Below are 11,803 nucleotides of genomic sequence, written 5' to 3' on the forward strand. Positions count from 1 at the left end.
AGCACCCTGTCTTGTAGAAGAGTGATGCCGCGACGCTCCCGGCGCGCTTAAACAATACTCCAGCCGAAGCGCTCATGCTGGAAAAACTGGCCGGAATGCCGCATTGGCAGCCATTCCGGCAATCATTGCGACGACTTCCGTTGCGCACGTGTGACGAGGATGTTCCACATATCGGGCTGCGAGTCCGTTTATGCGGCGGAGCTTAGAACCATTGTGGCGCCATGCTGAGCGTGGTGTCGTCAAGACTGCGCAGCGTGGCGAGCATCAAGGCGACGCGCGGCAGTTCCCAGCGGAAGAACCATTGGCACGCCTGCAGCTTGCCGCGATAAAAGTCCGCGTCCGCTTCGCTATGCGATGCGGGTAGCGCGGTGCTCGCGACGATCGCCTGGCGCAACCATGTCCACGCAATCGCGATATGGCCGAAGGCTTCGAGAAACGCATTCGCATTGGCGAGCGCGCGTTCGCTGTCGTGAGCCAGCGTGGGCAGCAACGCTTCGACCGTGGCAGTCAGATCGGTCCATGCTTCGCCAAGCGCATCGGCGTGCGCATGCAATGCCGGGCGTTCGCGCGCCGCGTCGATCGTGTGCTGGATTTCGCGCGCCAGTTGTTTGAGCGCGGCGCCCTGTTTCATCGTCACCTTGCGGCCGAGCAGATCGATCGCCTGAATGCCGTGCGTGCCTTCGTGAATCATGTTCAGCCGATTGTCGCGATAGAACTGCTCGACCGGATATTCACGCGTATAGCCGTAGCCGCCGTGAATCTGGATCGCGAGGCTGTTCGCTTCGAGACACCACTGAGATGGCCACGATTTCACCACCGGCGTCAAGAGGTCGAGCAGCAGGCCGGCTTCGGCGCGCGCGGCTTCGCTCTCGCCGGTATTCTGTTCGTCGACGAGACGCGCCGCGTACAGGCACAACGCATAAGCGCCTTCCACATAGGCTTTTTGTGCGAGCAGCATGCGGCGCACGTCGGCGTGTTCGATCAGCGGCAATTGCGGATCGAGCGGGTTCTTATTGTCGGGGCGGCGTCCTTGCGGCCGTTCGCGCGCGTAATCGAGCGATGCCAGATAGCCGCGGTAGCCAAGCATGACCGCACCGAGACCGACGCCGATGCGCGCCTCGTTCATCATGTGGAACATATAGGCGAGACCGTGATGCGGTTCGCCCACCAACTCGCCGATGCATTCGCCGTGTTCGCCGAACGACAGCATGGTGGACGTGGTGCCGCGCCAGCCCATCTTGTGAATCAGTCCCGCGAGCGCGACGTCGTTGCGCGCACCGAGGCTGCCGTCTTCGTTGACGTGGAACTTCGGCACGGTAAAGAGCGAAATGCCCTTGACGCCCGGCGGCCCGCCAGGAATGCGTGCCAGCACCAGATGAACGATGTTCTCGCTCAACTCGTGATCGCCGCCGGAAATGAAAATCTTGTTGCCGCGAATCGAATAGGTGCCGTCCGCATTGGGCGTCGCGCTCGTGACGAGATCGGACAGGCTCGAGCCCGCCTGCGGTTCCGTCAACGCCATGGTGCCGAACGCGCGTCCTTCGAACAGCGCTTGCAGATACTTGCGCTTTTGCGCCGCGCTGCCGAAGCGTTCGATCACGTTCGCGTTCGCCGTGGTCAGCATGGCGTACGACGAGGTGGCAATGTTCGCACTCTTGAAGAGCGACAGGCACGCGAACGAAATCACCGACGGCAACTGCATGCCACCCCATTCGTAGTCCTTGCCCGCGGCGAGAAAGCCGGTGGCGCGCATCGCGTCGAGTGCATCCTTCACCTCGACGGGCAGGGTGACCCGTTGACCGTCGAACTGCGGTTCGTGTTCGTCCGAGAGACGGTTGTGCGTCGCGAACTTTTCCACGGCGACCGCATGCGCGGTTTCGAGCGCGGCGTTGAAGGTCTCGCGGCTGTGATCGGCGTGTCGTGCACGGCGTGTCAGCGTCTCTGCTTCGAGCACTTCGAACAGCTGGAACTCGAGATCGCGTGAGTTGATGATCAGCGCATCTTGCATAAGAGAAAACCCGTGGAAAGTGAGCGGTTATGCGGAACCGCTGCGTAAGACACGTGTAAAAAACGGCCCTCGAACGTATCGGCACAGCGCGGTTGAAATGCGCGGTATTCGGGTAATTCCGGATGCTCCGCCACTCGATGATGCGTGTCAGTTTATAACGAAAGTGAATGAGCGTGCTTTTATTTACAGGCTGAATCTCGGCACGTATGATGGGCGCAAAAGCGGCATACCGATCTGCCTAGCAGAACAAATCTGGAGGAGCGACGCAATGTCTGTGAAGGACCTGTTTCAACTGGACGGCAAGGTTGCACTCATCACCGGCGGCTCGCGCGGCCTCGGTCTGCAAATGGCCGAGGCGCTCGGCGAAATGGGCTGCCGTGTCGCCATCACCGCGCGCAAGGCCGACGAACTCGCTGAAGCGAAAACGCATCTGCAACAACTCGGCATCGAAGTGCAAACAGTGGTCAACGACCTGCAGCGCTTCGAAGGTATCCCCGGCCTCGTGGATGAAGTGTTGGGCGTGCATGGCCGCATCGATATTCTCGTCAACAATGCGGGCGCGACATGGGGCGCGCCCGCCGAAGACTATCCGGACGAAGCGTGGCACAAGGTCATGAACCTGAACGTCAACGCGCCGTTCTTTCTCGCTCGCGAAGTCGGCAAGCGCACCATGATCCCGCGGCGAGCGGGCAAGATCGTCAATATCGCTTCTGTGGCGGGCTTGAAGGGTTCGCCGCCGGGCATGAACACGATTGCGTACAACACGTCCAAGGCCGCTGCGATCAATTTCACGCGGGCGCTCGCCGCGGAATGGGGCAAGTACAACATCAACGTCAACGCGATTTGCCCCGGCTTTTTCCCTTCGAAGATGTCGGCGGGTCTGCTCGGCAAACTCGAAGACGCAATCGTCTCGCGCACGCCTTTGCAGCGTCTGGGCGGCGACGAAGATCTCAAAGGTCCGATCGTGTTTCTCGCGAGCGAGGCATCGCGTCATATCACCGGCCAGGAGTTCGCGGTGGACGGCGGCGCGATCATCGTCTGAGTGTCACGCTGTTCGGACGCGGCGATGTGAACGAAGCGCCCGGCAAAGACCGGGCGCGCACCGACAGTGAAAAGCAGGAGACGCTGATGAACGAACGCCATCACCCGCACTGGCCACCGCAAGTGCCGCTGCATCTGACGCTGCCCGAGACCAATCTTTTCTACAACGCCGAAGTCTCGGCGGCGCGCTATCCTCACAAGCCGTTCATCATCTTCTACGGCACTACGATCACGTTTGCCGGATTCAAGGACGAAGCCGAACGGATCGCGGGTTTTCTGCAGCAGGAGTGCCAGGTCAAGGCAGGCGAGCGCGTACTGCTGTATATGCAGAACAGTCCACAATGGATCATCGCTTACTACGGCATCCTGCGGGCGAACGCGGTAGTGGTGCCGGTCAATCCGATGAACATGACCGGCGAGCTCGCGCATTACGTGGAGGACAGCGGCGCGACCACGATCATCGCGCCGCAATGCCTGTTCGCGAACGTCGAGCCGTTGATCGGCAACGGGGCCGGCCAGGGCCTCGAGCACGCCATCGTGGCGACGTATAGCGATTATCTGAAGCAGGCGTCGCCGATTCCCGTGCCTGAATTCGTCGCCGCGCCACGCAAGACGTTCGCGATTCCCGGCGTCAGGCCCTGGCAGGACGTGCTCGAACGGCGCATCACGCCGGGGCCGCTCACCACCGGTCCCGACGATCTGTGCGTGATGCCTTATACGTCCGGCACCACCGGCAAGCCGAAGGGTTGCATGCATACGCACCGCAGCGTGATGAGCACGGCGCTCGGCGGCTGCGTGTGGTTCTCGTCGCCGCCGGACGGCGTTTATCTATCGGTATTGCCGCTCTTTCACGTGACCGGCATGCAGGGCGGCATGAACAGCGCGGTCTTCTCCGGCGCGACCATCGTGCTGTTGCCGCGCTGGGATCGCGAGGCCGCTGCGCTATGCATGCAGAAATATCGCGTCACCGCATGGCAGTCGATCTCGACGATGATGGTCGATTTCCTCTCGAACCCGAAGCTCGGCGAATACGATCTATCGAGCCTCACCGGCACGCGCGGCGGCGGCGCGGCGATGCCGGACGCGATCGCCAGAAAGCTCAAGGCGCTGACCGGGCTCGATTATGTCGAAGGCTACGGCATGACGGAGACGATTGCCGGCACGCACATCAATCCGCCGCATCGCCCGAAGCCGCAGTGCCTGGGCATTCCCGTGTTCGACGTGGACTCGCGCGTGATCGATCCGGTCTCGCTGCAAGAGCTGCCGCAAGGCGAAACCGGCGAGATCGTCACTCACGCGCCGCAGGTCATGCAGGGTTACTGGGGCAATCCGAAGGCAACGGCGGAAGCGTTCATCGAACTCGACGGCAAGCGGTTTCTGCGAACCGGCGATCTCGGCCATATCGACGAAGACGGTTATTTCTTCATGACCGACCGTCTCAAACGTATGATCAACGCGTCCGGTTATAAGGTGTGGCCGGCCGAAGTCGAGGCGCTGATGTACCGGCATCCGGCGATTCACGAGGTTTGCGTGATCGGCGTGAAGGACGAGAAGCGCGGCGAGACCGTGAAGGCGCTGGTGGTGCCCGACGCGGCGCATGCAGGCACGATTACTGCGCAGGAGATCATCGACTGGGCGCATGAGCAGATGGCCTCGTACAAGGCCCCGCGCATCGTCGAGTTCGTGGCGTCGCTGCCGAAGTCGGGCAGCGGCAAGATCTTGTGGCGGAAATTGCAGGAAGAGGATGCGGCGCGCGCGGCTGGCTCGTGAGATTCGTCTGCTTGATGCAAGCCCCGCTCGCGGCGCTGAAAATACTCTTGTGATGGTTTGCCTGTAAGCTTTGAGCGCGAGCCCGTACTGAGTGTCGTGCGCGCCTCGCAGTGGTGAACAGAAGACTCGCAGACAAGCTTGAATGCTATTGCCAACTTTCGAGAGGGGAATTGAAAATGAAGAGCTTTGCCATTAGACAGATCATGCTCGGACTTGCCGTCACGGCCATGGTAGCCGGCAGCATTCCGCTCGCCGCGGCTCAAGGCGCCAGCGACGCCGCCACGACGGCTGCGCCCGCCGCGGCGAGCACTGCGAAACCCACCAAAGCCGAGCGTAAAGAGGCGCGCAAGCAAGCGCGCGCCAAGAAGAATGCCGAGCTGAAGAAGCTCGAAGACGCAGGCTACCAGCCAGGCCAGAACGACCCGAACTATCCGGACAAGCTGCAGAAAGCGCAGAAGAAGGCCGGTATTGGAACTGGCGCGAGCCAGTAAGCGCGGACTGTTGCGGCTACGCTGCGCCGACGTCGACGTTCGGCGCAGTGGGCCGTGAGTGTCGCGAGGGTGATGCAGGAGGCAGGCGCGCAGCTCTAGTGCGTCGGCACAACAAATGACGGCTCGCTGCGCCAACTGCATTACGTGCGTGCCGATTGATCGCTCATCGAGTGGCCCGCGCGCCGACCCGCTTGCACGCGATTGACAGATTCACACAAGTCGCAGTCGGGACGCGAATAGGCTCGAATCCTCTCCATTGAGTAAAGAGGATTCTATGAGCCATTCGTACGCAAGCGGCCGACAGTTAAAGTGATTCAAAATAAATCCAGGCGCATTCTGTCCATTGTCGTGTTATGTGCCGTCCTTGTACCACGAGTGCAATCAACCTAAGCAATCTGGTGGAGGCTTACGGCAGTGACGCGCCTTACTATTCCCGGTCGGCGAACATGGGCAAGTGGACCGACCCATTGCCAATGCTTGGCGCCGTAGACACTGTCGTACTGTTCGCTGCCGCACTCTGGGCGTGGTGGTGGCGACGCACCGCTTCTCGGACGTAGATGTTTGCCCCCGCATACGACGACGGCGCAGGACCCGTGCGTACATCCCCGACTCGCTGACGATGAACGTGTCGTGTTTCCCGGAATGGCCTCGGTCGAACCGATGCTCCTGATTTTGAGCCATCCAACGCCCACCGTTGGACGGGTGACCACAGTTTTTTCAACCGACGTCCGCCGGCCAGCGCCTTGCTGCACTGCGACACCACACCCGGCCAGCCCCACCGACCTGCATTTTTTTTGCCGCGCACTGGCTCCACTTGCTCTGGCGCGACACGCCTCAACACGCCCCCGACCGCTGCCAAACCCTTACCCCACAAGGCTCCAGCCGCCATCGCCCGGCACGCCCAAAAAACGGGTGTCGCATTTCCACATGTGCCTGTCGCAAATAGTCGGCTAGCCATACTTTTTTCTGGCAACTATGTATGCACAGCGCGGACGGACGTCCGCCACTGCAGCAACTATCTTGCATGGGACCGGAGTAAGCATTAAAGCGCCAACTCAGGTCGACGCGGTGCATGGGACCGGAGTAAGCGCTAAAGCACCAACTCCGGTCGAAGCGGTGCATGGGACCGGAGTAAGCGCTAAAGCGCTAACTCCGGTCGACAAAGGAGAGCATTCAATGAATTCCCCCAAGGTCGTGGTCGAAGGGCTGTGCAAGGTGTTCGGCACCAACCCGAAGCAGGCGATCGGCATGCTGGCAGGCGGCGCGACGAAAGAGGAAGTGTTCGCGCGCACCGGTCAGATTGTCGGCGTCCACAACGTATCGTTCGAAGTCAAGGAAGGCGAGATCTTCGTTCTGATGGGCCTGTCCGGCTCCGGCAAATCGACGCTGATCCGCCTGATCAACCGGCTGGTCGAACCGACGGCCGGCAAGGTGCTGATCGACGGCCGCGACGTGGCCAGCGTGCCGCGCTCCGAGCTGACGGCGCTGCGCCGCAAGGACATGAGCATGGTGTTCCAGTCGTTCGCGCTGATGCCGCAGCGCACCGTGCTGTCCAACGCGGCGTTCGGCCTCGAAGTGGCGGGCGTTGGCCGCAAGGAGCGCGAGAAGCGCGCGATGACCGTGCTCGAACAGGTCGGCCTCGCGCCGTTTGCGGAAAAACTGCCCGCGCAGCTGTCCGGCGGCATGCAGCAGCGCGTGGGTCTTGCGCGGGCGCTTGCGGTGAACCCGTCGCTGATGATCATGGACGAGGCGTTCTCCGCGCTCGATCCGCTCAAGCGCAAGGAAATGCAGAACGTGCTGCTCGATCTGCAACGCGAACAGCAGCGCACCATCCTGTTCGTGTCGCACGATCTGGAAGAGGCGATGCGCATCGGCACGCGCATCGCGATCATGGAAGGCGGCCGGGTCGTGCAGGTCGGCACGCCGCAGCAGATCATCACCAATCCCGCCGACGATTACGTGCGCGCGTTCTTCGAAGGCATCGACACCAGCCGTTATCTGACCGCCGGCGATCTGATGCAGACCGACGCCGTGCCGCTCATGCAGCACTCGCCGCAGATCGATGCATCGAGCGTGGCCGCCACGCTCAACGGCAGCGCCGACTACGCATTCGTGCTCGACGGCGAACGCAAGATTCGCGGCTTCGTGTGCCGCGACGCGATGGGCAGCGCCTCGCCGCAGCTCAACCAGATCGAATGCATCCGCCGCACCACGCCGCTCGACGACGTCGTCGAACTCGTGGTGGCGAGCCGCGCGCCGCTGCCGGTGGTCGAAGCCGACGGTTCCTACTGTGGTTCGGTCAACAAGACGAACGTGCTGAACGTTCTCACACGCCATCGGAGTTCCCATGTCTGAAGTCATTCCACTTGGCGCCTGGGTCGATCACGGCGTTCATTACCTGCTCGACCACGACGCAAAAACTTTCGATTCGATCGGCAAGGTGATCGAGAGCTTTGCCGCGGTGATCGAACACGGCTTGCAAGCAGTGCCGATGTGGGCACTGATGGCGTTTTTCGTCGGCATCGGCCTGTGGCGGGTGGGCTGGCGCTTCGCGCTATTTACGCTGCTGGCCATGCTGCTGATCTACGGCACCGGCTTCTGGGATCAGATGGTGATCACGCTCGGCCTGACCTTGTCGTCCACGTTGATCAGCCTGCTGCTGGGCGTGCCGCTCGGCATCTGGACCGCGAAGAGCCGCACCGTCGAGATGATCGTGCGGCCCGTGCTCGACCTGATGCAGACCATGCCGGCCTTCGTTTACCTGATTCCGGCCGCGATGCTGTTCGGCCTCGGCCGTGTGCCGGGGATTCTCTCCACCGTGATTTTTGCCATGCCGCCGGCGGTGCGTCTCACGTCGCTCGGCATCAAGCATGTGAACCGCGAGATCGTCGAAGCCGGGCAGGCGTTCGGCTGCACGCCGTGGCAATTGCTCTACAAGGTGCAGTTTCCGAACGCGCTGCCGTCGATCATGACCGGCGTGAACCAGACCATCATGATGGCGCTCTCCATGGTGATCATCGCGTCGATGGTGGGGGCGGGCGGTCTCGGCAACGACGTGCTGGCCAGTATTCAACGGCTCGACATCGGGCTCGGCTTCGAAAGCGGACTTTCAGTGGTGATGCTCGCGATCATTCTGGACCGCATCACGGAAAGCTTTGGCCGTTCGCCGGGCATGGCGCGCGCGCCGCTGCTGTCGGGCTTGCGCAGCGTGATGAAAGTGCGCCGCGAGCCGGCCGCGCAACACGGCTGACCCGCCTATGAAGCGCGACGCGCTCACGCCAGTCGAGCCCGAGGCCGGTTCGCCGCTATCCGGGCTCGCGCACGTCGGCTTTCTGACGCTGCCGAACTTTTCGATGATCGCGTTCACCAGCGCGGTCGAGGTACTGCGCATGGCCAACTACGTGGGCCGCGCGCAGCACTACAGATGGTCGGTGATCACGCCGGACGGCGAGCCGGCGCGAGCAAGCAACGGCATCACGGTGAAACCCACCACGACGCTGGCCGAAGCCGGCATGCCCGATGTGCTGATCGTCTGTGCCGGCTGGCATGTGCGCGATTACGTGGACGACACGGTGATCGCGCTGCTGCGCGACGTCGCCGACAAAGGTATTCCGCTCGGCGGCATTTGCACGGGACCGTATGCGCTGCTGGCCGCGGGTCTGCTCGACGGTTATCGCTGCACTGTGCATTGGGAAGACATGTCGCCGTTGCACAAGAGCTACCCGCACGTGCGTTTCGCCGACGAACTGTTCGTGATCGACCGCGACCGCATGACCTGCACGGGCGGCACCGCGCCGCTCGACCTGATGCTGAAGCTGGTCGGCATGCGGCTCGGCCACGCGGTGGCGGCGCAGGTGTCCGAGCAGTTCATCGTCGAGCGGATTCGCGGCTCGACCGATTATCAACACATTCCCGTCGACGCGCGTGTCGGTTTCTCGCGCGCGGAACTGGTCGAGGTGGTGCGGCTGATGGAAGCGAATATCGAGGAGCCGTTATCGCTCGACGAACTCGCGCGGCTCGTGCATCTGTCGCAGCGGCATTTGCAGCGCATGTTCAAGATGTTCCTGAGCGTGTCGCCCACGCACTATTACCTGACGCTGCGGTTGCGGCGCGCGCGTGAGTTGCTGCGCAATACGGATGCGTCGATTGCGCGCGTGACGGCGGTGTGCGGTTTTCATTCGGCGTGTCATTTCAGCAAGGCCTATCGCGCGCAGTTCGGTCACGCCCCGAGCGTCGAGCGGCGCTTATCCGCGTGAAGCGCGGCGCAAAATAATCCGCTTCATCAGAACCAGTCAAACATCAATCACCCTGAGGGAACGCCATGAAACGTTTGTGGGCTGCGTCGTTATGCGCGCTGTCTGTGTCGTCTGTGTTTGCCGCGGAACCCGCCACCTGCCGCGACGTCCGGTTCGCCGATGTCGGCTGGACCGATATCGCTGCGACCACGGGGCTTGCATCGACCGTGCTCGAAGGGCTCGGCTACAAGCCGACCAAGACGATCGCCTCGGTGCCGATCACCTTCGCCGGTGTGAAGAGCAAGCAGATCGACGTGTTCCTCGGCTACTGGTCGCCGACCATGGACCCGATGATCGACCCGTTCAGGAAGTCCGGCCAACTCAGCGTGTTGCCCACGCCGAATCTGACCGGCGCGAAATACACGCTTGCGGTGCCCGATTACGCGTACCAGTCCGGCATTAAAACGTTCTCCGACATCGCGAAGAACTACGACAAGCTCGACGGCAAGATCTACGGGATCGAACCGGGTAACGACGGCAATGCGTTGATCAAGAAGATGATCGACAGCAATCAATACGGGCTCGGCAAGTTCAAGCTGGTGGAGTCGAGCGAGGCGGGCATGCTGGTCGAGGTGAACCGCTCGATCCGTGACAAGAAGCCGATTGTTTTTCTGGGTTGGGAACCGCATCCGATGAACGTGCAGATGAAGATCGATTATCTGTCCGGCGGCGATGCGGTGTTCGGACCGAATTACGGCGAAGCGAAAGTGCTGACGGTCACGCCGAGCGACTATTCGGCGCGCTGCCCGAACGTGGCGAAGCTGGTGTCGAACCTGCAGTTCACGACCGATATCGAGAATCACGTGATGCTGCCCATCATGAACAAGACCGATCCGAACAAGGCCGCGCGCGAATGGCTGAAGGCGAATCCGGCGGTGTTGGACAAGTGGCTGGCGGGGGTGAAGACGTATGATGGGAAGGATGGGTTGCCGGCTGTGAAGGCGTATGTAGCGGGGAAGTGAGTGGTGAGAAGGGCAGCCGTTAGGGCTGGGGCCGTGCGGGGCTGGCTAAGCGGTCTGACTTGACCGTTTAGCCATCAACATCTTCCGTTATAAGCGCGGACGTGCTGCCAGCAAACGGTCCCACATCGAGGGCGGGAGCGAGATATACGCGGAGTCGTCGCCGCCGTCCCCTATCGAAAATCCAGCGGAAGGACCGATATAACGGAGAGGTCCATCAGGTTCCAAGGAATAGGTCACGCCGGAAGACCAGGACAGGTCAGGGACTGGCGTGCTAAAGGTATGCTGCGCAAGCAGCTTCCCGTTCTTTGCATCTAAAACCCTGCCAACGTATTCGGAGTTTCCGCCTGGAACCCAATCTAATAGACAACGTTCACCCACGTACAAGCCGTCTGGAGATGTCGATTTCTGACATTCGGTGCCGTGCGGCGCATGATTAAAAAGGCCGAAATAAAGCACGCCGATGACGACAACTATCGCCGTCGGCCCGGCAAACCTCGCGATCCATGCGCGCGACTTGTCTTTTGAAGTGATCCACTTGACTAGCACAGCAATGATGACAACAACCGCAACTAGTGCGCCGATCAGCGCACCAGCCGCAGCACCGTAGTCAAGCCTCATAGGTACACCTTGACTGGAGGTGCGACCGGAACAAAACGACGATCAGAGAAAACAACAAAGTCGCCGCCCTGCTGATGCTTGATCGCCCACTGTAGAAAGTCGCTGTTGTGCACCGGGTAGTAGACGTTGCCCTTGATAACTGGGTTGCCTATTGTGACGGATGCGTCGATATAAGGAAGGGTGACCGGGGATTCGATGTAGGGGATAGAAGAGATTGCTGCGGCAGCGTCGAGTGGCATGACGATAACGCCATCGCGGCTCCAATGACCCAGATACTGTGATCGATCATCTTGCTCATTGTCGGTGAATGTGTAGTTGTCTTTCACATACACCCAGATACCGGTCACCTCGGCTGTTGTTTTCCGCGAATTAACGTCTCTGGAGAGGCGGCCATGTCCAATGGCAGCGTAGAAGTTGAACGAACCGAGCGCGCCGGTGAGATCGTCGGGGGCACCGCCGCGTGACTCAGTGGTAACGCCAATCAAACCGGTGACGCTCGCGCCGGTGTCATACCGCCACTTACACCTTCAGCGAGTCCCGCCCATTGAATACCAGTGCCGTGAATTAGCGCAGTGTGGTTTATGAATGGTGCAGCATACGCCTTACGTTCACGCCGAT

10 protein-coding genes are annotated in these 11,803 nt (G+C 61.2%); 7 read left to right on the top strand and 3 right to left on the bottom strand.

All coding sequences use genetic code 11. The annotated features are described in order from the left end of the window. Positions 1-202 precede the first annotated feature (202 nt). On the bottom strand, positions 203-2,008 hold the full coding sequence (locus P0D96_RS21215) for an acyl-CoA dehydrogenase (protein WP_408179136.1): 1,806 nt from the start codon (positions 2,006-2,008) through the stop codon (positions 203-205). 268 nt (positions 2,009-2,276) lie between these two features. Between P0D96_RS21215 and P0D96_RS21220 the strand changes: the two genes are divergently transcribed. The 7 genes from P0D96_RS21220 (at position 2,277) to P0D96_RS21250 (ending at position 10,567) form a co-directional block, all read left to right on the top strand. After that, on the top strand, positions 2,277-3,050 hold the full coding sequence (locus P0D96_RS21220; RefSeq protein WP_408315130.1) for an SDR family oxidoreductase: 774 nt from the start codon (positions 2,277-2,279) through the stop codon (positions 3,048-3,050). An 86-nt stretch (positions 3,051-3,136) separates the two neighbouring features. Next, positions 3,137-4,819, top strand: coding sequence for a long-chain fatty acid--CoA ligase (locus tag P0D96_RS21225; protein WP_408315132.1), 1,683 nt, complete (start codon positions 3,137-3,139; stop codon positions 4,817-4,819). A 176-nt stretch (positions 4,820-4,995) separates the two neighbouring features. After that, a complete protein-coding gene (locus P0D96_RS21230) occupies positions 4,996-5,310 on the top strand; it encodes a hypothetical protein (RefSeq protein ID WP_408315133.1) in 315 nt (104 codons plus the stop codon). 1,176 nt (positions 5,311-6,486) lie between these two features. Further along, positions 6,487-7,665, top strand: coding sequence for a quaternary amine ABC transporter ATP-binding protein (locus P0D96_RS21235; RefSeq protein WP_132377082.1), 1,179 nt, complete (start codon positions 6,487-6,489; stop codon positions 7,663-7,665). Further along, positions 7,658-8,560, top strand: a complete 903-nt coding sequence (gene choW / locus P0D96_RS21240; RefSeq protein ID WP_408179140.1) for a choline ABC transporter permease subunit — start codon at positions 7,658-7,660, stop codon at positions 8,558-8,560. The genes P0D96_RS21235 and choW overlap by 8 nt, the downstream gene beginning before the upstream one ends. Positions 8,561-8,567: 7 nt before the next feature. Beyond that, positions 8,568-9,566 carry a GlxA family transcriptional regulator gene (locus tag P0D96_RS21245; RefSeq protein WP_408315135.1) on the top strand — a complete coding sequence of 333 codons (999 nt, stop codon included), beginning with the start codon at positions 8,568-8,570 and terminating at the stop codon, positions 9,564-9,566. A 65-nt stretch (positions 9,567-9,631) separates the two neighbouring features. Beyond that, entirely contained in the window at positions 9,632-10,567 is a 936-nt protein-coding gene (locus P0D96_RS21250; RefSeq protein WP_408315137.1) for a choline ABC transporter substrate-binding protein, read from the top strand. Positions 10,568-10,654: 87 nt separating this feature from the next. On the opposite strand, the gene P0D96_RS21255 is transcribed toward P0D96_RS21250, so the two are convergent. Both P0D96_RS21255 and P0D96_RS21260 read right to left on the bottom strand, forming a co-directional pair. Further along, on the bottom strand, positions 10,655-11,185 hold the full coding sequence (locus P0D96_RS21255; protein ID WP_408315138.1) for a hypothetical protein: 531 nt from the start codon (positions 11,183-11,185) through the stop codon (positions 10,655-10,657). Beyond that, complete coding sequence (locus P0D96_RS21260) at positions 11,182-11,670, bottom strand: DUF6402 family protein (RefSeq protein WP_408179143.1); 489 nt, start codon at positions 11,668-11,670, stop codon at positions 11,182-11,184. Before P0D96_RS21260 ends, P0D96_RS21255 begins: the two co-directional genes overlap by 4 nt. Positions 11,671-11,803: the final 133 nt, after the last annotated feature.

Source organism: Paraburkholderia sp. RL17-347-BIC-D (assembly GCF_046027915.1).
In the GTDB taxonomy this organism is placed as follows: domain Bacteria; phylum Pseudomonadota; class Gammaproteobacteria; order Burkholderiales; family Burkholderiaceae; genus Paraburkholderia.

Coding starts and splice junctions, on each gene's coding strand:
- P0D96_RS21215 (WP_408179136.1), bottom strand. CDS start 2,008: ATGCAAGATGCGCTGATCATCAACTCACGCGATCTCGAGTTCCAGCTG.
- P0D96_RS21220 (WP_408315130.1), top strand. CDS start 2,277: ATGTCTGTGAAGGACCTGTTTCAACTGGACGGCAAGGTTGCACTCATC.
- P0D96_RS21225 (WP_408315132.1), top strand. CDS start 3,137: ATGAACGAACGCCATCACCCGCACTGGCCACCGCAAGTGCCGCTGCAT.
- P0D96_RS21230 (WP_408315133.1), top strand. CDS start 4,996: ATGAAGAGCTTTGCCATTAGACAGATCATGCTCGGACTTGCCGTCACG.
- P0D96_RS21235 (WP_132377082.1), top strand. CDS start 6,487: ATGAATTCCCCCAAGGTCGTGGTCGAAGGGCTGTGCAAGGTGTTCGGC.
- choW (WP_408179140.1), top strand. CDS start 7,658: ATGTCTGAAGTCATTCCACTTGGCGCCTGGGTCGATCACGGCGTTCAT.
- P0D96_RS21245 (WP_408315135.1), top strand. CDS start 8,568: ATGAAGCGCGACGCGCTCACGCCAGTCGAGCCCGAGGCCGGTTCGCCG.
- P0D96_RS21250 (WP_408315137.1), top strand. CDS start 9,632: ATGAAACGTTTGTGGGCTGCGTCGTTATGCGCGCTGTCTGTGTCGTCT.
- P0D96_RS21255 (WP_408315138.1), bottom strand. CDS start 11,185: ATGAGGCTTGACTACGGTGCTGCGGCTGGTGCGCTGATCGGCGCACTA.